22 protein-coding genes are annotated in these 21954 nt (G+C 64.4%); 12 read left to right on the top strand and 10 right to left on the bottom strand.

The annotated features are described in order from the left end of the window. The first annotated feature begins 212 nt into the window (after positions 1-212). Complete coding sequence (locus ACTEK7_RS02410; RefSeq protein WP_036028144.1) at positions 213-431, top strand: hypothetical protein; 219 nt, start codon at positions 213-215, stop codon at positions 429-431. Between the two features lie 15 nt (positions 432-446). Here the strand turns inward: ACTEK7_RS02410 and tgt are convergent, their stop codons facing one another. Further along, on the bottom strand, positions 447-1592 hold the full coding sequence (tgt, locus tag ACTEK7_RS02405) for a tRNA guanosine(34) transglycosylase Tgt (RefSeq protein WP_036028145.1): 1146 nt from the start codon (positions 1590-1592) through the stop codon (positions 447-449). A 216-nt stretch (positions 1593-1808) separates the two neighbouring features. On the opposite strand from tgt, the gene ACTEK7_RS02400 reads away from it, so the two are divergent. From ACTEK7_RS02400 to ACTEK7_RS02385, 4 genes are all read left to right on the top strand, one after another. Then, entirely contained in the window at positions 1809-2993 is a 1185-nt protein-coding gene (locus ACTEK7_RS02400) for a patatin-like phospholipase family protein (protein WP_225147084.1), read from the top strand. A gap of 135 nt (positions 2994-3128) precedes the next feature. Next, on the top strand, positions 3129-3875 hold the full coding sequence (locus ACTEK7_RS02395; RefSeq protein WP_036012628.1) for a TetR/AcrR family transcriptional regulator: 747 nt from the start codon (positions 3129-3131) through the stop codon (positions 3873-3875). A gap of 253 nt (positions 3876-4128) precedes the next feature. Then, positions 4129-4731 carry a PepSY domain-containing protein gene (locus ACTEK7_RS02390; protein WP_225112458.1) on the top strand — a complete coding sequence of 201 codons (603 nt, stop codon included), beginning with the start codon at positions 4129-4131 and terminating at the stop codon, positions 4729-4731. Between the two features lie 258 nt (positions 4732-4989). Continuing rightward, the gene (locus tag ACTEK7_RS02385) at positions 4990-6015 is read left to right on the top strand and encodes an aspartate-semialdehyde dehydrogenase (protein WP_225147085.1); all 1026 of its coding nucleotides are present in this window, start codon (positions 4990-4992) and stop codon (positions 6013-6015) included. A gap of 121 nt (positions 6016-6136) precedes the next feature. Here ACTEK7_RS02385 and queA read toward each other — a convergent pair whose 3' ends face one another. The 5 genes from queA to coaD all read right to left on the bottom strand — a co-directional run bounded on the left by queA (position 6137) and on the right by coaD (position 9347). Continuing rightward, on the bottom strand, positions 6137-7210 hold the full coding sequence (queA, locus tag ACTEK7_RS02380) for a tRNA preQ1(34) S-adenosylmethionine ribosyltransferase-isomerase QueA (RefSeq protein WP_225147086.1): 1074 nt from the start codon (positions 7208-7210) through the stop codon (positions 6137-6139). 144 nt (positions 7211-7354) lie between these two features. Further along, the gene (locus ACTEK7_RS02375) at positions 7355-7819 is read right to left on the bottom strand and encodes a peptidylprolyl isomerase (protein WP_018642141.1); all 465 of its coding nucleotides are present in this window, start codon (positions 7817-7819) and stop codon (positions 7355-7357) included. Beyond that, positions 7816-8241, bottom strand: a complete 426-nt coding sequence (locus tag ACTEK7_RS02370; RefSeq protein ID WP_225112461.1) for a hypothetical protein — start codon at positions 8239-8241, stop codon at positions 7816-7818. The genes ACTEK7_RS02375 and ACTEK7_RS02370 overlap by 4 nt, the downstream gene beginning before the upstream one ends. 8 nt (positions 8242-8249) lie before the next feature. Beyond that, positions 8250-8813: a peptidylprolyl isomerase gene (locus tag ACTEK7_RS02365; RefSeq protein ID WP_036012644.1), complete on the bottom strand. Its 564-nt coding sequence runs from the start codon at positions 8811-8813 to the stop codon at positions 8250-8252. Between the two features lie 39 nt (positions 8814-8852). Continuing rightward, positions 8853-9347: a pantetheine-phosphate adenylyltransferase gene (gene coaD / locus ACTEK7_RS02360; RefSeq protein WP_036028155.1), complete on the bottom strand. Its 495-nt coding sequence runs from the start codon at positions 9345-9347 to the stop codon at positions 8853-8855. Between the two features lie 267 nt (positions 9348-9614). On the opposite strand from coaD, the gene ACTEK7_RS02355 reads away from it, so the two are divergent. After that, positions 9615-9872: a hypothetical protein gene (locus ACTEK7_RS02355; protein WP_036012649.1), complete on the top strand. Its 258-nt coding sequence runs from the start codon at positions 9615-9617 to the stop codon at positions 9870-9872. A 178-nt stretch (positions 9873-10050) separates the two neighbouring features. On the opposite strand, the gene gyrA is transcribed toward ACTEK7_RS02355, so the two are convergent. Both gyrA and ACTEK7_RS02345 read right to left on the bottom strand, forming a co-directional pair. Beyond that, positions 10051-12783, bottom strand: coding sequence for a DNA gyrase subunit A (gene gyrA / locus ACTEK7_RS02350; protein ID WP_225112462.1), 2733 nt, complete (start codon positions 12781-12783; stop codon positions 10051-10053). A gap of 169 nt (positions 12784-12952) precedes the next feature. Beyond that, positions 12953-13351: a DUF2306 domain-containing protein gene (locus ACTEK7_RS02345; protein ID WP_036028159.1), complete on the bottom strand. Its 399-nt coding sequence runs from the start codon at positions 13349-13351 to the stop codon at positions 12953-12955. A 164-nt stretch (positions 13352-13515) separates the two neighbouring features. Between ACTEK7_RS02345 and ACTEK7_RS02340 the strand changes: the two genes are divergently transcribed. Next, complete coding sequence (locus tag ACTEK7_RS02340) at positions 13516-13845, top strand: low molecular weight protein tyrosine phosphatase family protein (RefSeq protein WP_036028161.1); 330 nt, start codon at positions 13516-13518, stop codon at positions 13843-13845. A 17-nt stretch (positions 13846-13862) separates the two neighbouring features. Here the strand turns inward: ACTEK7_RS02340 and ACTEK7_RS02335 are convergent, their stop codons facing one another. Continuing rightward, positions 13863-14357 (bottom strand): single-stranded DNA-binding protein, encoded by a 495-nt coding sequence (locus ACTEK7_RS02335; RefSeq protein ID WP_025036423.1) that lies wholly within the window; start codon positions 14355-14357, stop codon positions 13863-13865. Positions 14358-14794: 437 nt separating this feature from the next. Between ACTEK7_RS02335 and ACTEK7_RS02330 the strand changes: the two genes are divergently transcribed. The 5 genes from ACTEK7_RS02330 to ACTEK7_RS02310 all read left to right on the top strand — a co-directional run bounded on the left by ACTEK7_RS02330 (position 14795) and on the right by ACTEK7_RS02310 (position 21399). Then, entirely contained in the window at positions 14795-15577 is a 783-nt protein-coding gene (locus ACTEK7_RS02330; RefSeq protein WP_225147087.1) for an outer membrane protein, read from the top strand. A gap of 238 nt (positions 15578-15815) precedes the next feature. Beyond that, on the top strand, positions 15816-16514 hold the full coding sequence (locus ACTEK7_RS02325) for an outer membrane protein (RefSeq protein ID WP_036012666.1): 699 nt from the start codon (positions 15816-15818) through the stop codon (positions 16512-16514). 221 nt (positions 16515-16735) lie between these two features. Continuing rightward, a complete protein-coding gene (locus ACTEK7_RS02320; protein WP_225147209.1) occupies positions 16736-17491 on the top strand; it encodes an outer membrane protein in 756 nt (251 codons plus the stop codon). Positions 17492-17765: 274 nt separating this feature from the next. Beyond that, the gene (gene uvrA / locus ACTEK7_RS02315; RefSeq protein ID WP_225147088.1) at positions 17766-20747 is read left to right on the top strand and encodes an excinuclease ABC subunit UvrA; all 2982 of its coding nucleotides are present in this window, start codon (positions 17766-17768) and stop codon (positions 20745-20747) included. Positions 20748-20829: 82 nt separating this feature from the next. Beyond that, on the top strand, positions 20830-21399 hold the full coding sequence (locus ACTEK7_RS02310; RefSeq protein ID WP_036012672.1) for a DinB family protein: 570 nt from the start codon (positions 20830-20832) through the stop codon (positions 21397-21399). A gap of 1 nt (position 21400) precedes the next feature. On the opposite strand, the gene ACTEK7_RS02305 is transcribed toward ACTEK7_RS02310, so the two are convergent. Then, positions 21401-21931 carry an RNA 2'-phosphotransferase gene (locus tag ACTEK7_RS02305; protein ID WP_225147089.1) on the bottom strand — a complete coding sequence of 177 codons (531 nt, stop codon included), beginning with the start codon at positions 21929-21931 and terminating at the stop codon, positions 21401-21403. Positions 21932-21954 lie beyond the last annotated feature (23 nt).

Genomic DNA, 21954 nt, shown 5'->3' with positions numbered 1-21954 from the left:
CTGTGGCGACGATCTGCACGTCTGTCGCGGCCCTGCGCAGTTACGGACAGCTTGCGGCGACACGCAAGCGGCAATGCAGCACATGTTAAATACGCTGCATCGCAAAATCGCGTGAGCTTTAATTAGCAGAAAACCAACGCATTTGTGTTGCGACCTCGTCAACTGATTCTGCTTATGTTAGACTTAGGTCTCAAAGCAGGGAGGTCACCACGATGTCAGCGGTTGCTGAAGTGATGTCGACCGTAGCGCTAAGGCGTGATCCGCGTTGCAGCGAGTTGCCGACCTGTCCCGTCTGCGCCGACTCCATGGTCGCCGCTGAAGCATCTGCCTACGTCTCGGACCACATCATCAGCTACCTCTGGACTTGCGACAATTGCGGCTACGGCTTCGTGACCAAGCATGCCGTGAAGCGGCGGCTCGTGTGCAACTGAGTTTGGACTGTTGAGCTAGCGCGGGGCGATATCGCCCCTCGCCCAGTCCGCGCGCGTACGCTGATAGAACTCCTCGAAATTTCCTTGCGCGATCGCGTCCCTGATGCCCTGCATCAGGGACTGGTAGTACGCGACATTGATCTCGGACAGCAGCATCGCGCCCAGCGTCTCGCCGGCCTTGACGAGATGATGCAGATAGGCGCGCGCGCAGTTCCGCGTCGACGGCCATGAGCTCTCTTCATCGAGCGGGCGTGGATCGTCGGCATGGCGCGCGTTGCGCAAATTGACCTGGCCGTAGCGCGTGAAGGCGACGCCGTGCCGGCCGTTGCGGGTCGGCATCACGCAGTCGAACATGTCGATGCCGCGCTTCACCGCCTCGAGGATGTCGTCGGGCGTGCCGACGCCCATCAGATAGCGTGGCCGCTGCTTCGGCAGCAGCGGCGCGGTCTCGTCGATCATCGCCAGCATGACCGCCTGCGGTTCGCCGACGGCGAGCCCGCCGATCGCATAGCCATGGAAGCCGATCCCGACCAGGCCTTGCGCGCTCGCATGGCGCAGCTCGGGCACGTCGCCGCCCTGCACGATGCCGAACAGCATGTAGCCATCCGGGGCGCTCGCGAAGGCGCGCTTGCTTCTCTCCGCCCAGCGCAGCGACAATTGCATCGCGCGCTCGATGTCGGCGCGCTCGGCAGGCAACCGTACGCATTCATCCATCTGCATGGCGATGTCGGAGCCGAGCAAACGCTGCACCTCGATCGACCGCTCCGGCGACAGCTCGACCTTGGCGCCGTCGATGTGCGAGCGGAACGTGACGGCGTGCTCGCTGACCTTGCGCAAATCCGCCAGCGACATCACCTGGAAGCCGCCGGAATCGGTCAACATCGGTCCGTTCCAGCCTGTGAACGTCTGCAGGCCGCCGAGCGCCGCGATCCGCTCGGCGCTTGGACGCAGCATCAGATGGTAGGTGTTGCCGAGCACGATGTCGGCGCCGGCATCGCGCACCTCGCGCCAGTGCATGCCCTTCATGGCACCGGCGGTGCCGACCGGCATGAAGGCCGGGGTCCGCACCACGCCATGCGGGGTGGTCAGGCGCCCGGTGCGCGCGGCCCCGTCGGTGGCGAGCAACTCAAAGTGATTGGGAAGGTCATTGTCGGGATTCATGGCGGTGCTTATTGCGTGTCGGAGCAGGCTGATCAACCCGCCGACCGCGCTTCGGGCCGGTTTGTGCATCAGACTGGACAACGACCCACACAAGGATCGTGTGCCCGCACCCTTGTCAAACGAAACGATACAGTGTAGTTTTTGTCTGGGGGCTGGAACGAGATGCCGCGGCGAACTTGCCGGCGGCGGTAGATGCGTGATCGCCAGCCACCGACAATGCCGTACCCTCCGTGTTCGACCGACGCATCCGTCTCCTCGCGTGACCGGATCAGGCAGACTGGCGTCGGGCTGATCGGATCGGTGGTCCTGATCTGCAGCCTGGCGCTCGGCGCCTGCACCGCCCTGCCCCGCACGCCCTACACGGCCGCTGAAGCCAGCGCCTCGCGCGTGCTGGATATCGACGGCCTCCGGCGCTACGCCGACGAGCCGGCCACCAAGTTCAGCTTGGAGAAAGACAACAGCACTGCGACGAGAACCTATCTGGCGCTGTCCGGCGGCGGCGCTGACGGCGCCTATGGCGTCGGCGTGCTCAACGGCTGGACCGCGGCCCGAACCCGCCCCACCTTCTCGGTCGTCTCGGGCGTCAGCACCGGCGGCCTGATCGCGCCGTTCGCGTTTCTCGGACCGCAATATGACGACACGCTGAAGGAGGTCTACACCAGCGGCATCGCGGAGAGCCTCCTGAACGATCCCAGCATCATGCGCGTGCTGTTCGGATCCGGCCTGTTTGGCAACACTAGGCTGCGCGAGCTCGTTGCACGCTATGTCGGGCCCGAGATCATGGCGCAAGTCGCGCGCGAGCACGCCAAGGGCCGCAGGCTGCTCGTGGTGACGACCGACCTCGACACGCAGCGCACCGCGATCTGGGACATGGGCAAGATTGCCGCGGTCGGAACGCCCGAGGCGCTCAAGCTGTTTCGCGACGTGATGGCGGCCTCCGCCAGCATTCCCCTGGTGTTTCCGCCCATCATGATCGATGCCGAAGGCGGGGGCCGCAAGTTTCAGGAGATGCATGTCGATGGCGGCGTGACCGCGCCGGTGCTGACCTTGCCCGAAGCTCTGCTGTTCCAGAGTGGCCGTCTGCCCGGCAATGCGAAGGTGGACATCTACATCCTCGTCAACAAGAAGATCGAACGCAACTTCGAGCTCGTCTCCAACGGCACCATCGACGTCGCCTCGCGCAGCCTGTCGGCGATCACCCAATCGCAGACGCGCTCGATCATCTTCTCGACCTACGATTTCGCCAAGCGCAACCGGCTGGGCTTCCATCTCTCCTACATCGCGCGCGACTATCCTGCGCCGCCGTCGGAAGGGTTCGACACAACCTATATGCGGGCGCTCTACCAGTACGGATACGAGAAGGCTGCATCCGGCCAGGCCTGGACCTCGACGCTGCCGTGATCCCTCGTGACGGAACGAGGCAATACCGAAACCGTTGACGATATGGCCAATTCGGCCAGATTCGCGATGACGCCTCCGCTCCTGCGCGATATAGAGCGAATGACCGATATCACGACCGCGCAGGAATCATTGGGCATGGGATTGACTGCGACCAGGACAAGACCGGCAGCGCCACGGCGCGAGGTGCCGAAATCGCGTGGTGGTCGGCCGACGAAGACCGCTGCGATCGAGCGCGATCTGCGGCTGATCGAGGTCGCCACCCGCCTGTTCCTTGATCGCGGCTTTGATGCGACCTCGCTCGATGCGGTCGCGGAAGCTGCGCGGGTCAGCAAGCCCACCGTCTATTCCCGCTATGGCGACAAGCGCGGCCTGTTCGCGGCCGTGCTGAGGCGCGAGATCGAGCGCTGGCTTGCGCCGCTGTCGGCGGCGGCGGAGACGCAGCTCTCCAGCGCCTCGAACATCCCGGTCGAGCAGCGGCTGGTCGAGATCGGACGCGAGATGCTGACCTTCACCTGCGGCCCGGATGCCGTCGCCTTCAGCCGCATGATGACGGCACAGGCCATCAACTTCCCCGACGTCGCCAAGCTCGGCAAGGAGGAAGGCTGGCTCAAGGCCGTCGCCACCACGGCGCGCTTCTTCGACCATCTGGTCGCGCAAGGCGCGCTCGATGTCGACGACACCACCATCGCAGCCGAGGTGTTCCTCGACGTCGTCGTCGGCCACACCCACCGCATGGCGACGTTCGGAACGGCGCTGGAGCTGAAGGCTGCCGAGAAGCGCATGCGCGCGGCGATCAAGCTGTTCCTGGCCGGCGCGCTGGGACCTGCCGACCGCGTCCAGGACACCTCGAAACTCGCGCCACGGCGCCGCTCCTCCCGCTGACAATTCCGTGAGCTTGCGTGCTTTCCCCAGGCGGCGACGATGCGGCGTCATTGACCGAAATAAAACGATACGGTATGGTTTCATTACAGTCGGTTCGGGCCGCATTTTTCACCAGCCCCAAAGAGGTCCGGACCCGCTTCGATCGCCGCGGCGGGTACAGCCCGCCGCGGCGCTCCGCGGCCGGCCGATGCCCAAGGCCGGCCGCGAATTCTTTACGATCATCCGGCACACTCGCTGGCCGAGGGTTTCGAGCATGACGACTGCCCAACGATGGACCTCGCACCTGCTTGCGATCGCATTGCCCGCGTTGCTCATCGCTGCGCCGGCACATGCTGTCGTGACCGCGAGCACGCCGACCGCGCTTCACAGCGACACAGATGGTGATGCCGAAGCGGACCGCCAGGCAGTCAGCCGCGAAATAGAGCGATTCCGCGGCTCCTCGATCACGATCAGCCAGGCCATGGCGATTGCCGAAGCCCGCCATGCCGGCGCCACCACCGCCGATGTGAGCTTCGATGGCGGCTCGGGCGTGCCGGTCTACCGGGTGAAGACACTGCACAACGACCGGATCTGGCGCCACACCATAAATGCTGCGACCGGCGAACTGGTCGGCGGGGAAGCGGCCCTACCCCTCACCGAGCTCGACCGCGAGGACCGCAGCAACCTCGCAGCGCTGGGTGCGATCAGGCACCGCCTCTCCGATGCCGTACGCGTCGCCGAGCGCGCCGCCGCAGGCAAGGCCATCAGCGGCGGGCTGGTCCGCGAGCGCGGCCGGCTGAACTTCTCGATCGTCGTCGTCAGCGGCGACGACCTCAAGGAGGTCACCCTGGAGCCGCCTGGCGCCAAGGGGAAATAGCGGGTGCCAAATAGCGGCAGGCTGCCCCCGGCATCGGCCGGGCCGAAAAGCCATTGACGGCCGCAAGACTCTCCCGCATAAGTCGCCGCCATGTTCACGACTACCAAACGCACGACCAAAACCACCACGGCCGAAGGGGCCCGGGGAGGCGTGCGCGCGTAGGTCGTCGACTTAAACGCATCAGCTCTACGGCAAGCCCCGCCCTCGATGGTCCGGGGCTTTTTTGTTGTCTAAATTCTCAATGCAACGGAGGACAAAGTGAGTAACGATCCCGTCGTCGCGATTGTCGGCGTCACCGGTGCGGTGGGCGCCGAATTCATCGCCACCATGGACAAGCGCGGCTTTCGCGTCGGCAAGCTCAAGGCACTGGCGAGCGCCCGCTCGGCCGGCAAGACGGTGTCGTTCCGCGGGCAGAGCGTGGCCATCGAGGAGTTGACCGAGCGCTCCTTCGACGGCGTCGACATCGCGCTGTTCTCCGCCGGCGGCAGCATCTCCAGGAAGTATGCACCGATCGCGGTGAAGGCCGGCGCCGTCGTGGTCGACAATTCCTCGGCCTTCCGCATGGACCCAAACGTGCCGCTGGTGATCCCCGAGATCAACGCGAGCCGCATCCGCGACCACAAGGGCATCATTGCGAACCCGAACTGCGCCGCGATCACTGCGCTGGTGCCGCTGTGGCCGATCCACCAGCAGAACCGCATCAAGCGCGTGATCATCTCGACCTATCAGGCGGCCAGCGGCGCCGGCGCCGCCGCGATGGAGGAGCTCGTCGAATCCACCCGCGCCAACCTCAACGGGCAGGTCTATACGCCGAAGGTGATGCCACACCCCTACGCCTTCAACCTGTTCAACCACAACACCGCCATCGACCCCGAGACCGGCTACAACGACGAAGAGACCAAGGTCATCAAGGAGACCCGCAAGATCTTCGAGGACGAAAGCATCGCCGTCGGCGTCACCTGCGTGCGCGTGCCGGTGCTGCGCGCCCATTGCGAAGCCATCACCTTCGAATGCGAGAAGCCGATCAGCGAGGACCAGGTCCATGCCATCATGGCGCGGGCGCCCGGCGTCAAGGTGGTCGACGACCGCGCCAAGAACTACTTCCCGATGCCGATCGACGCCTCGGGCCAGGACGACGTCCTGGTCGGTCGCATCCGCAAGGATCTCAGCGATCCCACCGGCCATTCGATCTCGATGTTCGTGGCGGCCGACCAGCTGCTCAAGGGCGCGGCGCTCAATGCGGTGCAGATCGCCGAGCTGTTACCGCAGAAGGTGATGGCGTAACGGGAGGTGCGTAGGGTGGGTTAGCCTAGCGGATGCGCGAAGCGCGGCCGCTGGGCGTAACCCACCTCTTTCATATCCGCGGAAACAGAAGCGGTGGATTACGCCTGACGGCTAATCCACCCTACCGCTCGGCCCGAAGCAGCAAACACGCATCGCCATACGAATAGAACCGGTATCCGCTCGCGATCGCGTGAGCATAGGCCTGCTTCATCGTCTCCAGCCCCGAAAATGCCGACACCAGCATGAACAGCGTCGACTTCGGCAAATGGAAATTCGTCATCAGAATATCGACTGCGCGGAAGCGATAGCCGGGCGTGATGAAGATCGACGTCTCGGCGGCGAATGGCTGGATTGTGCCGTCCTCGCGCGCTGCGCTTTCGAGCAGCCGCAATGACGTGGTGCCGACGGCAACGATACGGCCGCCGGTCTCCCGCGCGGCGTTGAGCCGCTGCGCCGTTGCGGCCGAGATCGTGCCCCACTCGGCGTGCATCTTGTGGGCTTCGGTGTCGTCGACCTTCACCGGCAGGAACGTCCCTGCCCCGACATGCAGCGTCACGCGGTTGAGGCCGACGCCGCGGTCGCGCAGCGCCTGCTCCAGCGCGGGCGTGAAATGCAGCCCCGCGGTCGGCGCTGCAACTGCGCCTTCATTCGCCGCGAACATGGTCTGGTAGTCAGCGAGGTCCTGATCGTCTGGCGTGCGCTTGGAGGCGATATAGGGCGGCAGCGGCGGGCTGCCGAGATCGGCGATGGCCTGGTCCAGCGCCGGGCCGTGGAACGAGAACGCCAGCGTCACCTCGCCCTCGGTGCCCTTGGCCTCGACCTCGGCGTCGAGATGACCGAGCAGGCAGACCTTGCCTTCGTTGCCGAAGCGGATGCGGTCGCCGGGGGCGAGCTTCTTGGCCGGCTTCACCAGCGCCTGCCAGCGCGAGCCGTCGAGGCGCTTGATCAGCGTCGCCTCGATCTTCGGCTCGGTGTCGCGGCCGATGCGGCGGCCCTTCAATTGCGCCGCAATCACCTTGGTGTCGTTGACGACGAGCTGGTCGCCGGGCCTCAGCCATTGCGGCAGGTCGGAAATGATCTGATCGCGCAGCGCGCCATTCTCGACGACCAGCATCCTCGCGGAATCGCGCGGGCTCGCCGGGCGCAGCGCGATGCGCTCGGGCGGCAGATCGAAATCGAAGAGATCGGTGCGCATGAGCAGGCTTGGCGCGACACAGCCAGACCCTCATGGTGAGGAGGCGCTTAGCGCCGTCTCGAACCATGAAGGCCGGGTTGCAGCAGTGGGGCCTTCATCCTTCGAGACGCGCGTTCCGCGCTCCTCAGGATGAGGATCGAGTGACTATTCCTTGTCCGCGGCCATCCGCGCCTTGACGATCTTGTCGGGGTTCTGCACCGGCTCGCCGCGCTTGATCTTGTCGACGTTCTCCATGCCCTCGGTGACCTTGCCCCACACCGTGTACTGGTTGTCGAGGAAGCGGGCGTCGTCGAAGCAGATGAAGAACTGGCTGTCGCCGGAATCGGGATTGGCGGCGCGGGCCATCGAGGCGGTGCCGCGCACATGCGGCTCCTTGTTGAACTCGGCCTTCAGCTTCTTGCCGGAGCCGCCGGTGCCGGTGCCGTGCGGGCAGCCGGTCTGCGCCATGAAGCCCTCGATCACGCGGTGAAACACGATGCCGTCGTAGAAGCCCTCACGGACCAGCTCCTTGATACGCGCGACATGGCCGGGCGCGAGATCGGGGCGCATCTCGATGGTGACGGGGCCCTGCGTGGTCTCGAGGATCAGGGTGTTTTCGGTGACGCTCATGCTCGTCTCTCTTGCGTTGGGGGTGAAGTCTTGTCGGGTGACGTCTTGCGGCTGCGGAACTGGATCGCGAATGGACGTCCCGCGGCGGCGCCGGCCATTGCATCGGTAAATGGCACCGGCGTGCAGCGTTGCAACGCCTCCATCACCGCGATCCGGTATTGCAGCCGGTCGTTGTCAGAGGCCTCCGCGGATTCATAGGTAATCCTCGGATGGCCCAGAATGTTTCCGGCCCGGTTAAAGCTCACCAGGACGGTGATGTCGAGTGGGCGGGCCCTCGCCGGCGACGGCGGTCTCCAGCAGGTGCGCAGGTGCCGGAAGATGTCCTGGATCGTGTCGACCTGGGCGGCCTCCACGGCCGCAAGGGAGGTGGCGAGCAACAGCACCGCGGCAACCAGCAGGAGCCTGCCACCGCGGCGCGCCATGGCCGCGCCTATTTGATGTCTGAGGCGACCTGCACCTTCACCATCTTGTCGGGATCGGTGACGGAGCCGCCGGGCGAGCCGGGGGGCGCCTTCTTCAGCTTGTCGACGACGTCCATGCCCTGCACCACCTCGCCGATCACGGTGTACTGGCCGTCGAGGCTGCCGCCGTCGGCGAACATGATGAAGAACTGCGAGTTGGCGCTGTCGACGCTGTCGCCGCGCCGGGCCATGCCGACGATGCCGCGGGCAAAATGCACCTTGGAGAATTCCTGCTTCAAGTTCGGGTATTTCGAGCCGCCGGTGCCGTTGCCGTTCTGGCCGTCGCCGGTCTGCGCCATGAAGCCGTCCATGACGCGGTGGAACGGCACGTTGTTGTAGAAGCCTTCGCGCGCCAGCTGCTTGATGCGTTCGGCATGCTGGGGCGCGATGTCGGTCCTGAGCTTGATGACGATGCGGCCCTTGGTGCTGTCGATGACGATGGCGTTGGCCTTGTCGAGATTTGCCGGCAATTGCTGCGCCACCGCCGGCGCCGCGAACAGAAGCGCGGCAAGAACTGCGAGAATTCGGATCATGACAACTCCGGATCAGAGAGAAGAGGAAGCGCGCCGTTTTCAGGCGAATTTGGCCTTGAGCTGTGCCGCGACCTGCGGCGGGACGAAGGCCGAGACGTCCCCGCCCATGCCGGCGATCTGGCGCACCAAAGTGGCGGTGATCGGGCGGACCATGGGAGAGGCCGGCAGGAAGACCGTATGCACCTCCGGCGCCATGGCCTCGTTCATGCCGGCGAGCTGCATCTCGTAATCGAGGTCGGTGCCGTCGCGCAGGCCCCGGATCATGATGGTCGCGCCGTGCTTGCGCGCCGCGGTCACCGACAGATCGTCGAACGTCGTCGCCTCCAGCACGCAGCCGGCCTGCGCCGCGATCGGACCGCAGACGTCCTCGAGCATCTTGAGGCGCTCCTCGGTCGAGAACAGCGGCTTCTTGCCGGGATGCACCCCGATCGCGACCACGAGCCTGTCGCACAAGGAAACGCTGTGCCGGACCACGTCCAGATGGCCGTTGGTGATGGGGTCGAAGGAACCTGGGTAGAAGGCGATGCGCGGCATGGCCCCGTCCTACCGCGCCCCGCCCGGGCCGGCAAGCCGGGCAGGTTCCTAGCCCGTTTCCGGTCCAGCCCCTCCGAAAATGTCCCGTTGGGCGTCAGCGGCAGCCGGTTTGTTTCGTCTCGGGGCGGCCACGAAACAAAACGGAGCGCGAACGAAACCATTTCCCACATCGGCGAAGACGTCCGGAAACTGGCCATGGTTACTAATCCGGCCAACGAATGACGGGCCGCGTACTGGGCGTAGGCGGCCGCATCACAGGGGACTGTCATGATCAAGACCATTTCAGCGATCGCTCTGTCTGCGTGTGTTGCCGCGGCCCTCACCCTCCTGCCCGGCTTTGCTCCGAAGGTCGAAGCCAGCGTGCCGCAGCCGCTGGCCAAGAGCGACCGGCTCGACATCCGCAGCATCGGCCGTGACTGCTCGCAGCAGGCCTGGCCGAACTTCGAAGCGTCCTGCCTGCGTAGCGCCGGCACCAAGGCCAACGTCCGCGAGGCCCGCCTCGTGACCGCCAACCGCACGCCGTAATCGGATCTGTCAGGTTCGCGTCGGGCGGGTCCCTCAAGACCCCAGGAACATTTGTGACGTCTCGTCGCAGACTACGCGACGCTCGCGCCCGTCGGAATGGCCCGACGGGCGCGATCTCGTTCAGGGGCACTATCGGCTGCGAGGAACGGCGGGTGGATGAGTCCCGATTCGCCAGCCTCTATTCCCCGTTCGCTCCATTCCCGTTCTCGGCCTCTTCCGTGATGTGCTCGACTGACACCACGTGCTCGTCCTCGGCGGTGTCGAACACGATCACGCCTTGCGTCGAGCGGCCGGCGATGCGGATGCCTTCGACCGGGCAGCGGATCAGCTGGCCCTTGTCGGTGACCAGCATGATTTGATCCGCCTCCTCCACGGGGAACGAGGCGACGAGATTGCCGTTGCGGTGGTTGACGCTCATAGCGACGATGCCTTTGCCGCCGCGGCCGGTGGTGCGGTACTCGTAGGACGAGGTCCGCTTGCCGTAGCCGTTGACGGAGACGGTCAGCACGACCTGCTCCTGCGCCGACATCTCGACATAGCGCTCCTGCGGGAGCTGGAAGCTGCCCGAGGTCTCCTCGGCCTCGGCATCGGCCGGCGCCTCGTCTGCGGCGGCTTCGCCCGCGACCGCGCGGCGCATCTTCAAATAGGCCGAGCGCTCGTCCGAGGTGGTGTCGACGTGGCGCAGGATCGCCAGCGAAATCACCTTGTCGCCTTCGCCGAGCGCAATGCCGCGCACGCCCATCGAGGTGCGCCCGGTGAATACGCGCACATCGGTGACGGGGAAGCGGATGCACTGGCCGCCCGCAGCGGTCAGCAGCACGTCGTCGCGCTCGGTGCAGATCTGCACGTCGACGATCGCCTCGTTGTCGTCGAGCTTCATGGCGATGATGCCGGAGCGGCGGACGTCAACGAAGTCGGACAGCTTGTTGCGCCGGACGTTGCCGCCCGTGGTCGCGAACATCACGTCGAGCTGGCCCCAGGTCGATTCATCCTCCGGCAGCGGCATGATGGTGGTGATGCGCTCGCCCTGCTCCAGCGGCAGGATGTTGATCATGGCCTTGCCGCGCGCGTTCGGCGCGGCCATCGGCAGCCGCCAGACCTTTTCCTTGTAGACCTGGCCGCGCGAGGAGAAGAACAGCACCGGAGTATGGGTCGAGGCGACAAAGAGCCGGCTGACGAAGTCCTCGTCGCGGGTCTGCATGCCGGAGCGGCCCTTGCCGCCGCGGCGCTGCGCCCGGTAGGCCGACAGCGGCACGCGCTTGACGTAGCCGGCGTGCGAGACCGTGACGACCATGTCCTCGCGCTGGATCAGGTCCTCGTCCTCGACCTCGCCCTCCTGCTCCATGATCACGGTGCGGCGGGGCGTTGCGAACTCGGCCTTCACCTCGGCAAGCTCGGTCTTGATGATGTCCAGGATGCGCGCGCGTGAGCGCAGGATCGCGAGATAGTCGCCGATCTCCCCGGCGAGCTTCGACAGCTCGCCGCCAATCTCGTCGCGGCCGAGCGCGGTGAGACGTGCGAGACGCAATTCGAGGATCGCCCTCGCCTGCTCCAGCGAGAGGCGGATCGTGCCGTCCTCGTTGATCCGGTGACGCGGGTCATCGATCAGCGTGATGATGTCCTCGACGTCGCGCGCAGGCCAATCGCGCGTCATCAGGGTGTCACGGGCCGCCGCCGGTGTCGGCGAGGTGCGGATCACCTTGATGATCTCGTCGATGTTGGCGACCGCGATGGCGAGGCCGACCTGCTCATGGGCGCGCTCACGCGCCTTGCGCAGCTTGTACTTGGTGCGCCGGGTAACGACCTGCTCGCGGAAGCCGACGAAGATCGTCAACATATCCTTCAAGTTCATCGTCTGCGGACGCCCGGAATCGAGCGCAACCGCGTTGACGCCGAAGCTCGTCTGCAGCGGGGTGAACTTGTAGAGCTGGTTCAGTACCACGTCGGGCACGGCGTCGCGCTTGAGCTCGACGACGACGCGATAGCCCTCGCGGTCGGACTCGTCGCGCAGATCGGAGATGCCCTCGATCTTCTTTTCCTTGTAGAGCTCGGCGATGCGCTCGACCATCGTCGCCTTGTTCACCTGATACGGAATCTCGGTGATGACGATCGCCTCTCGATCCTTGCGAATGGTCTCGAACGTGACCTTGCCGCGCATCACGATGGAGCCGCGGCCGAGATGGTAGGCGCTGCGGATGCCCTGGCGTCCGAGGATGATGCCGCCGGTCGGGAAATCCGGGCCGGGAATGATGTTGATGAGCTCGTCGATGGTCAGCGAGGGATTGTCGATCAGCGCAATACAGGCGTCGATCACCTCGCCGAGATTGTGCGGCGGGATGTTGGTCGCCATGCCGACGGCAATGCCGCCCGCGCCGTTGACCAGCAGGTTCGGGAACCGCGCCGGCAGGACCACCGGCTCCTTCTCGGAACCGTCGTAATTGTCCTGGAAGTCGACGGTGTCGCTGTCGATGTCCTCGAGCAGCTTCAGCGCGATCTTGGTCAGGCGGGACTCGGTGTAGCGCATGGCCGCCGCCGGGTCGCCGTCGACCGAGCCGAAATTGCCCTGCCCGTCCACCAGCAACTCGCGCATCGAGAAGTCCTGCGCCATGCGCACCAGCGCGTCGTAGATCGCCTGGTCGCCATGAGGGTGGTATTTACCCATGACGTCACCGACGATACCGGCGGACTTCTTGTGCTTCTTGTCGGGCGTGAAGCCCTGCTCGTTCATCGAGAACAGGATGCGCCGATGCACCGGCTTCAGGCCGTCGCGCGCATCGGGCAGCGCGCGCGACACGATCACGCTCATGGCGTAATCGAGGTAGGACTTCTTCATCTCGTCGAGGATGGAGACGGGGCGAATGTCCGAGGGTTGCGCCGGCTGGTCGCCGGGCTTGTTATCGTCGTCAGCCAAGGGGAAATCCGGTGAGGTTTTATCTGGGAATCATATAGCGCATCACACCCCTGATAACCACCCTTGCCGAGCTTTGGGGAAGCGCTTTTTCCCACTGTTTTTCCAGAGACTTACGCCCTTCGCGCCACGGCCGCGGACGGGGCCGGAACGGACTGGGCGGAACCGGCTCTCACGCCCCGAAAGTCACCCGGTGCATGATGCGCCCAGGCACCAGCGTGAACAGTCCCGCCACCACCAGGGCGCCGAAGAAGATCAAGATCATCATCCGCCGGTGGTCGGCGACGCGATGGGTGCGCGCACGCCATACCGCCAGCGGCAGCACCGCCAGGGTGAAGATCGACAAGAAATGGATCGGGCTGAACGGCCCGACCAGACGGATCTCGTGGATCCAGAACGACGAGGCGGCCACGAACACCATCAGCACCACCCAGATCCAGCCGATAGTCCGGTGCGGCAGCGTGCCCTTGGGGGCGGAGAACTGGAAGAGGCCAAGCACAAGGGCGGCCATTGCGGCAAAGGCATGCAGCGGGACCACCGGCGCGGCCTCAAGCAGCGGCGCAAGGCTCATGCAGGGCTTCCTCGTGTCCGGCGGAGGCGCACATAAGCTTAGGCCGGAAAAGCCGTGGACCAAAGAACTGTATTTATGTAGCAGGAACTCTCGGAAGCCCGCCCGAGAAGCACCGACCAATCATTCCCGCCGATACCTGCCCGATCGTCTCCGAGAGCGGCAAAGTGACCAACGTCCTTTTCGTCTGCAGCGCCAATCGCCTCCGCAGCCCTACCGCCGAGCAGGTGTTTTCGACCTGGCCGGGGATCGAGACCGACTCGGCCGGCATTTCGAACGGCGCGGACGTCTTGCTGTCCGCCGAGCAGATTGAATGGGCCGACGTCATCTTCGTCATGGAAAAGACCCACCGGACCAAGCTGAACCGGAAATTCCGGTCCAGCTTGAACAACAAGCGGGTCATCTGTCTCGACATTCCGGACGACTATGAATTCATGGATCCTGTCCTGGTGCGGATCCTTGAAAACCGAGTCGGCCGTTATCTGCGCCGAGACTAGCCGCCTCTTCCCAAGTCCTAGAACGGGATATCGTCGTCCATGTCGCTGTTGCGGCCGCCGCCGGCGGCAACGGGACGGCGCGGCGCGCTGCTGACGGGTCCGGAGGAGCCGAAGTCGCCGCCCGGCTCGTCGCCGAAGCTGCCACCTCCGCCGCCGCCACCGCGGCCGTCCAGCATCGTCAGCGTTGAGTTGAAGCCCTGCAGCACGACCTCGGTCGAGTATTTCTCGACGCCGCTCTGGTCGGTGTACTTGCGGGTCTGGAGCGCGCCTTCGATGTAAACCTTTGCGCCCTTCTTCAGATACTGTTCGACGATCTTGCAAAGCGGCTCAGAGAAGATCACGACGCGATGCCACTCGGTCTTCTCCTTGCGCTCGCCGGTGTTCTTGTCGCGCCAGGTCTCCGAGGTCGCGATGCTCAAATTCGCGATCGGCCGCCCGTCCTGGGTGCGGCGGATTTCGGGATCCTTGCCGAGATTTCCAACCAGAATGACCTTGTTGACGCTTCCCGCCATCGCCGCTCTCCACTCCGAATGCCACTGAATTTCAAAAGGGCGAATCCGCTGCCCGCGTTCCTCTGCGCCCGCTAGGGCGACCCTATACGCTTGCGGACACCGATCAGCCTGCCACCCCCAAGGTTATCCCCACATATAGCATCGCGCGCACGTTTGTTCCAGATTTGTTCTTCATCATGGGCGGGCAGACATTTTCCCGCGTGCCGCGAAAAACGTCAGCCCCGAATGGAACCTTTTCGAGTTCCCTTGAATAGGAAAAAACTCTTAACATTCATCAAGATGGAACCTGTCAATAGTCTGGCGAGTGTGGCTTTCCGGAGACGGACTCTGCCCTTTCCTTAGGCTACCTTTGCCTTGGAATTGATTCATATGGGTGTCGCGTCTGATCAGCCGCTTCAGGGACTTTCATGAAGCGGACGAAACTTGGGGAGACTGCAATGAATAAGATTCTTTTCGGCGTAATCTGTGCAATGGCATTGGGGCTGTCGGCTCCGGCAAGCGCGGCGGATATGGCTGCGCGTCCCTACACCAAGGCTCCGGCCCCGGCGGTCGCCGCGGTTTACGACTGGAGCGGCTTCTACATCGGCGTCAACGGCGGCGGCGGCACGAGCCGCAAGTGCTGGGACTTCGTGACCCCGGTCACGGGCGTTCTGGTGGCTGAAGGCTGTCACGATGCGACCGGCGGCACGGTCGGTGGTCAGATCGGCTACCGCTGGCAGTCGGCCAATTGGGTGTTCGGCCTCGAGGGCCAGGGCAACTGGGCTGACTTCTCGGGGGACAACGTCAGCCTCCTCTTCCCTGGAAGCGCTTTGGTCACCGGTGATCGTAACCGCTCTCACATCGATGCTTTTGGCCTGATCACGGGCCAGGTCGGTTATGCCTGGAACAACGTGCTGCTCTATGTGAAGGGCGGCGCCGCCGTAGTCGGGGACAAGTACGACGTCTATGCCGCGCCTGGCACGCCTGGCGCCGGCACGCTGCTGGCGTCGGCTCGCGAGACCCGCTGGGGCGGCACCGTTGGCGCCGGCCTGGAATTCGGATTTGCTCCGAACTGGACGCTCGGCGTCGAGTACAACCACATCTTCCTCGGCGACCGTACGATCGCCTTCACGACGCCTGCGGGCGTTGCCTTCGGGAGCGATCGCATCAGTCAGGACGTCGACATGGGTCTAGTCCGCCTGAATTATCGCTTCGGCGGCCCGTTGGTCGCGAGGTACTGATATCCCACCTATCGTGAGCGAAACGAAGGGCCGGCCCCAGCGCCGGCCCTTTTTTTTGCAGCACGACGGCTGGACGTAGATAAGTCAGCAACCATCACCTTTTCCGCTGTTGTGGCTTTTCGGAGACACAACTTGCGGCTTTGGTGGTGTAAAGACGGCGTCAGTTGGGCCGTTTGAGTCCGCTGCCCTTCCGCCACGGAAGGCAACAACAGAAACTGGGACTGGGATTAAGTTGAAAATGAAGAAGGTTTTGTTGGCTTCGGCCTGTGTATTCGCCCTTGCGGCCCCCGCTTCGGCTGCTGATCTGGCAGCCCGCCCCTACACCAAGGCCCCCGCGCCTGTGGCCTCGGTCTACAACTGGACCGGCTTCTATCTCGGTATCGTCGGCGGCGGCGCCTGGGAAAACAGCTCCGATGATCCGCGCATGCAGGGCGGTTTCGTCGGCGGCACCGTTGGCTACAACTGGCAGACCTCCAACGTCGTGTTCGGCATCGAAGCTGATGGCGCGTGGGCTGACGTAAACGCCTCGGCGACCGGTCTTGTTGATTTTGGTGGCGCCCTCGTTCCCACGACGGTCAGTTCGCGTATCGACGCGCTCGGCACCGTGCGTGGTCGCATCGGCTGGCTCGCTTCCCCGAGCGTCCTGCTGTACGCCACGGGTGGTTACGCCTGGATCAACAACAAGATCAGCGTCAGCGCGCCCCCCGTTCTGAGCCTCTCGGAGAGCCAGTTCCATTCGGGCTGGACGGTCGGCGCGGGCGTCGAGGCGATGTTTGCTCCGAACTGGTCGGTCAAGGGCGAGTACCTCTATCGCAGCCTGGGCGGCGAGACCTACTTCTCGGGCGTCTTCCCGGTCAACACCGGCACTCTCGACCTCCACACCGTGCAGGTCGGCGTGAACTACCACTTCGGCGGCCCGGTCGTCGCCAAGTACTGAGCTTCGTCTCTGACGCATCATCGTCACGAAAGGCCGGCCTCGCGCCGGCCTTTTTGTTTGTTGCGGCCGCCCGTTCGCTCGCGTTTTCGGAGGGATGTGACCTCTAGGTGACACAACCTTTGGCTTCAATGGTGTAAAGCAATGACGTTGCTTGGGTCATAAGTCCGCTGCTCTTCCGCTCTCCGGAAGACCGGAATGAGAAATGGAAGTGGGGAATGGATATGAAGAAGCTTTTGCTGGCTTCGGCCAGCTTGTTCGCACTCAGCGCGTTGGCACCGGCCTCGGCGGCCGATTTGGCGGCCCGCCCCTACGCCAAGGCACCGGTGGCGCCGATCGCGGCGTACAACTGGAGCGGTTTCTACCTCGGCGCCAACGCCGGCGGTGGCTGGAGCCGCAACTGTTGGGATCTCACCAGTGTCGGCCCCTTCGTGGTCGCTCCGGCGGTGGCCGAAGGTTGTCACAATGCGACCGGCGCACTCGTCGGCGGCCAGATCGGTTATCGCTGGCAGTCCGCCAACTGGGTGTTCGGTCTCGAAGCCCAGGGCGACTGGGCTGACCTGAAGGGTTCGAACATCAGCTCGCCTGCCGCGCTCGCGCCGCTGGTGAACGAGACCAGGATCGACGCCATCGGCCTCTTCACTGGCCAGGTCGGTTATGCCTGGAACAACGTGCTTTGGTACGTGAAGGGCGGCGCTGCCGTCACTCACAACAAGTACACTGGTAGTTTTGGCGGCGTTACGCTCGACACCGCGAACGAAACGCGCTGGGGCGGTACCGTCGGCACCGGCATAGAATTCGGCTTCGCTCCGAACTGGTCGGTCGGTGTCGAATACAACCACCTGTTCATGGGCAGGCACAACGAGACCTTCACCTTCCTCGGCGTGACCACTCGCACCGACAGCATCAAGCAGGACGTGGACATGGCTACCGTTCGACTCAACTACACCTTCGGTGGCCCGGTGGTCGCGAAGTACTGATCACGATCGACGTCACATCGTCACGAAAGGCCGGCCTCGCGCCGGCCTTTTTGTTTTGGCTGGGTGCTCCGCGAGCGGTTCCGCGCGTTCCTGCTGCCAGATCCCGCCAGCACGCCAACAATCCGTTGACGATTCGCAAGTCCCACTGGAAATCCGCCGCCGTTCTTCCTACGTTCGCTGCCATACCCATCGGCGCCGATCCCGGTTCCGGGCGCAGCGCGCCTTTTTTGTTGGCGCGATCGCGCACCTTTGGGCTTCCTTGAGGGCAACTCGGATGGATGAAGTGATCAAGGCGAAGCGCCAACAACAGAACGCGGGCTCCAGCCTGCGCGCAATTACGATCCGCGGCGCGCGCGAGCACAACCTCAAGAATATCGACGTCGAGATTCCCCGCGACAAGCTGGTGGTGTTCACCGGGCTATCCGGCTCCGGCAAATCCTCGCTCGCCTTCGACACCATCTATGCCGAGGGCCAGCGCCGCTACGTCGAATCGCTGTCGGCCTATGCCCGCCAGTTCCTGGAGATGATGCAGAAGCCCGACGTCGACCAGATCGACGGCCTGTCGCCGGCGATCTCGATCGAGCAGAAGACGACGTCGAAGAACCCGCGCTCGACCGTCGGCACCGTCACCGAGATCTACGACTACATGCGCCTGCTCTGGGCCCGCGTCGGCGTGCCCTATTCGCCGGCCACGGGCCTGCCGATCGAGAGCCAGACCGTCTCGCAGATGGTCGACCGCGTGCTGGCGTTGCCCGAGGGCACCCGCCTCTATCTGCTCGCCCCCGTCGTGCGCGGCCGCAAGGGCGAGTACAGGAAGGAGCTCGCCGAATGGCTCAAGAAGGGCTTTCAGCGCGTCAAGATCGACGGCACCTTCCATGAGCTGGCGGAAGCTCCTAGCCTCGACAAGAAATTCCCGCACGATATCGACGTGGTGGTCGATCGCATCGTGGTGCGTGCCGATATCGGCCAGCGCCTCGCCGAGAGCTTTGAGACCGCGCTAAAGCTCGCCGAAGGCCTTGCCGTCGTCGAGTTCGCCGATGCGTCCGCGGCGGCTGCGCCTGCGGAGGAAAAGAAGAAGACCGCGAAAATCCACGACAAGAGCGGGCCCGAGCGCATCCTGTTCTCGGAAAAGTTCGCCTGCCCGGTCTCCGGCTTCACCATCCCCGAGATCGAGCCGCGCCTGTTCTCCTTCAACAATCCCTACGGCGCCTGCCCCGCCTGCGGCGGCCTCGGCGTCGAGCAGCATGTCGACGAAGACCTCGTCATCCCTGAGAAGGATCTGACGCTGCGCAAGGGCGCGATCGCGCCCTGGGCCAAGTCGTCGTCGCCCTATTACGTGCAGACGCTGACCGCGCTCGGCAAGCACTACAAGTTCACGCTCGACACCAAGTGGAAGGATCTGCCGAAGAAGACGCAAAACGCGATTCTCTACGGCTCGGGCGAGGACGAGATCAAGTTCTCCTACGAGGACGGGGTGCGCTCCTACGACACCAAGAAGCCGTTCGAAGGCGTCATCACCAACATCAACCGCCGCTACCGCGAGACCGAGAGCGAGTGGGCCCGCGAGGAGCTGGCGAAATATTTTCACGACGTGCCCTGCGAGGGCTGCAAGGGCTTCCGGCTCAAGCCCGAGGCGCTCTGCGTCAAGGTCGGTGGCAAGCATATCGGCGAAATCTCGGAGCTGTCCGTGAAGGGCGCCGGCGCATGGTTCGAGACCGTGCCGGAGGCGCTGAACGCGCAGCAGAACGAGATCGCGGGCCGCATCCTGAAGGAGATCCGCGAGCGCCTCACCTTCCTGCTCGACGTCGGCCTCAATTATCTGACGCTGTCCCGCTCCTCCGGCACGCTGTCCGGCGGCGAGAGCCAGCGCATCCGCCTCGCCTCGCAGATCGGCTCGGGGCTCACAGGCGTGCTCTACGTGCTGGACGAGCCTTCGATCGGCCTGCACCAGCGCGACAACGCCCGCCTGCTCGATACGCTGAAGCGGCTGCGCGACCTCGGCAACACCGTGGTCGTGGTCGAGCATGATGAGGACGCCATCCGCCTTGCGGACTACGTGCTCGACATCGGCCCAGGCGCCGGCATGCATGGCGGCAACATCGTCGCCGAAGGCACGCCCGCCGAGATCATGCGCAACCCGAAATCGCTGACCGGCAAATACCTGACCGGCGAGCTCGAGGTCGAGGTGCCGGAGCGGCGTCCGCCGAACCATCGCCGCACCATCAAGGTGGTGAACGCGCGCGGCAATAACCTCAAGAACGTCACGGCGGAAATTCCGCTCGGCCTGTTCACCTGCGTCACCGGCGTCTCCGGCGGCGGCAAGTCGACGCTGCTGATCGATACCCTCTACCGCGCCATCGCCCGCAAGCTGAACAATGCCAGCGAGGGCGCCGCCCCGCACGACCGCATCGAGGGCCTCGAGCACATCGACAAGATCATCGACATCGACCAGTCGCCGATCGGCCGCACGCCGCGCTCGAATCCGGCGACCTATACCGGCGCGTTCACGCCGATCCGCGAATGGTTCGCCGGCCTGCCGGAAGCGAAAGCACGTGGCTACGAGCCCGGCCGCTTCTCCTTCAACGTCAAGGGCGGCCGCTGCGAGGCCTGCCAGGGCGACGGCGTCATCAAGATCGAGATGCACTTCCTGCCCGACGTCTACGTCACCTGCGACGTCTGCAAGGGCAAGCGCTACAACCGCGAGACGCTGGAGGTGCTGTTCAAGGGCAAGAGCATCGCCGACGTGCTCGACATGACTGTCGAGGAAGCTGCCGAGTTCTTCAAGGCGGTGCCGCGCGTGCGCGAGACTTTTCAGACATTGCACCGCGTCGGCCTCGACTACATCCATGTCGGCCAGCAAGCGACGACGCTCTCGGGCGGCGAAGCCCAGCGCGTCAAGCTGGCAAAAGAATTGTCAAAGCGCGCCACCGGCCGCACGCTCTACATCCTGGACGAGCCCACCACCGGCCTGCACTTCCACGACGTCAAGAAGCTGCTGGAGGTGCTGCACGAGCTGGTCGCGCAGGGCAACACGGTCGTCGTCATCGAGCACAATCTCGAGGTCATCAAGACCGCCGACTGGGTCATCGATCTAGGGCCCGAAGGCGGCGACGGCGGCGGCGAGATCGTGGCGTGGGGACCTCCGGAAGACATTGCGAAGGCGCCGCGAAGCTATACGGGCAAATTTTTGGCTCCGGTGCTGGAGAAGGCGCGAAAGCCAAAGCGGAGGCGTGCGGCGAGCGAGGCGGCGGAGTAGATTGCGCTGCATCGAAGCCGCAGGGCTGTAGGGCGGATTAGCTGAGCGTAATCCGCCACTATTCGATCGGGAAAGAACCGACATGTCCGCTGGACTCGTCCAAACCTACCGCGCCTTCGCCCACAACAACGCTTGGGCGAACCATCGCCTGCTCGCCGCCTGCGCTGCGCTATCCCAGTCTGAATTCGAAGCCCCCCGCACCGGCTTCTTTCCAAGCCTGCAGCGTACGCTGAACCACATCTACATCATCGACTTCTTCTACATCGATGCGCTTGAAGGGGGCTGGCTCGGACCGGCAGCCTGGAAGAACGAGGTGCCGTACCCCTCGTTAGCCGAGCTCAAAACTGCCCAGGCCGCAATGGACAACCGCCTGATTGCGATCTGCGATGCGCTGACAACTGAACGGCTCGACGCCTTCGTCCGGATCAACCGCGACACGACCGTGCAGACCGAACGCTGCGACCGACTGCTCATGCATCTCTTCCAGCATCAAATTCATCATCGCGGACAGGCGCATGCCATGCTGTGCGAAACGGATGTCGCGCCCCCGCAGCTCGACGAGTTCTTCGCGGAAGGCGAAGCGCCGCTGCGAGCCGCCGAATTCGCCGAACTCGGCTGGACCGAGGAGACCGTTTGGAAATCCAGGACGTAAGCTACGCCGGGAACTCCGGCGGCACATGGTCGGTCAGCCACACACCGTTCTCTGCGCGAAAAAACTTGAATCCCTTGGCATGCATGCTGCCGGCATCGACCTTGAAGATGTGCGGCTTGCCGTGGCGCTGACCGACACGCTGCGCAGTTGCCTCGTCGGAGGACAGATGCACCTGCTGGCGCGCCTGCGGCTTCAGGCCCTCGGACAGGATCGCCTCGACAAACCGTGTCGCCGTGCCATGATACAGGATCGACGGCGGCTCCTGCGGCGCCAAGCCAAGTTCAACCGAGACGGCTTGCGCGGCGCGAATGCGATCAGTTCCAGGGGATAGCGAGAAACGCTTCTTGTCGCTCTCTGCGACGACGCGCAGCAGATCGTCGCGGCCAAACTTTGTGCCGGCGGCATTTGCCTTGGCGATCAGGTCGTCGATGCTGGCCCACCCGTGCGAATCCAGCACCAACCCGATCGTTTCCGGCTGGTGGCGCAGGACCAGGCTCAGAAATTTGCTGAGCTGGGTGTCATTGATCGGCATGGTTACACTTCCAGTCCCGCATC

It is taken from the genome of Bradyrhizobium sp. JHI2711 (assembly GCF_056156565.1).
This window is presented reverse-complemented; position numbering and strand designations above follow the sequence as displayed.

Excerpts from the sequence above, each read along its gene's own strand:
- ACTEK7_RS02390 (WP_225112458.1), top strand. The coding sequence starts at position 4,129 with ATGACGACTGCCCAACGATGGACCTCGCACCTGCTTGCGATCGCATTG.
- ACTEK7_RS02370 (WP_225112461.1), bottom strand. The coding sequence starts at position 8,241 with ATGGCGCGCCGCGGTGGCAGGCTCCTGCTGGTTGCCGCGGTGCTGTTG.
- coaD (WP_036028155.1), bottom strand. The coding sequence starts at position 9,347 with ATGCCGCGCATCGCCTTCTACCCAGGTTCCTTCGACCCCATCACCAAC.
- ACTEK7_RS02355 (WP_036012649.1), top strand. The coding sequence starts at position 9,615 with ATGATCAAGACCATTTCAGCGATCGCTCTGTCTGCGTGTGTTGCCGCG.
- ACTEK7_RS02365 (WP_036012644.1), bottom strand. The coding sequence starts at position 8,813 with ATGATCCGAATTCTCGCAGTTCTTGCCGCGCTTCTGTTCGCGGCGCCG.
- ACTEK7_RS02335 (WP_025036423.1), bottom strand. The coding sequence starts at position 14,357 with ATGGCGGGAAGCGTCAACAAGGTCATTCTGGTTGGAAATCTCGGCAAG.
- ACTEK7_RS02320 (WP_225147209.1), top strand. The coding sequence starts at position 16,736 with ATGAAGAAGCTTTTGCTGGCTTCGGCCAGCTTGTTCGCACTCAGCGCG.
- ACTEK7_RS02305 (WP_225147089.1), bottom strand. The coding sequence starts at position 21,931 with ATGCCGATCAATGACACCCAGCTCAGCAAATTTCTGAGCCTGGTCCTG.
- tgt (WP_036028145.1), bottom strand. The coding sequence starts at position 1,592 with ATGAATCCCGACAATGACCTTCCCAATCACTTTGAGTTGCTCGCCACC.
- ACTEK7_RS02325 (WP_036012666.1), top strand. The coding sequence starts at position 15,816 with ATGAAGAAGGTTTTGTTGGCTTCGGCCTGTGTATTCGCCCTTGCGGCC.
- ACTEK7_RS02410 (WP_036028144.1), top strand. The coding sequence starts at position 213 with ATGTCAGCGGTTGCTGAAGTGATGTCGACCGTAGCGCTAAGGCGTGAT.
- queA (WP_225147086.1), bottom strand. The coding sequence starts at position 7,210 with ATGCGCACCGATCTCTTCGATTTCGATCTGCCGCCCGAGCGCATCGCG.
- ACTEK7_RS02395 (WP_036012628.1), top strand. The coding sequence starts at position 3,129 with ATGGGATTGACTGCGACCAGGACAAGACCGGCAGCGCCACGGCGCGAG.
- ACTEK7_RS02345 (WP_036028159.1), bottom strand. The coding sequence starts at position 13,351 with ATGAGCCTTGCGCCGCTGCTTGAGGCCGCGCCGGTGGTCCCGCTGCAT.
- ACTEK7_RS02310 (WP_036012672.1), top strand. The coding sequence starts at position 20,830 with ATGTCCGCTGGACTCGTCCAAACCTACCGCGCCTTCGCCCACAACAAC.
- ACTEK7_RS02330 (WP_225147087.1), top strand. The coding sequence starts at position 14,795 with ATGAATAAGATTCTTTTCGGCGTAATCTGTGCAATGGCATTGGGGCTG.
- uvrA (WP_225147088.1), top strand. The coding sequence starts at position 17,766 with ATGGATGAAGTGATCAAGGCGAAGCGCCAACAACAGAACGCGGGCTCC.
- ACTEK7_RS02375 (WP_018642141.1), bottom strand. The coding sequence starts at position 7,819 with ATGAGCGTCACCGAAAACACCCTGATCCTCGAGACCACGCAGGGCCCC.
- ACTEK7_RS02400 (WP_225147084.1), top strand. The coding sequence starts at position 1,809 with ATGCCGTACCCTCCGTGTTCGACCGACGCATCCGTCTCCTCGCGTGAC.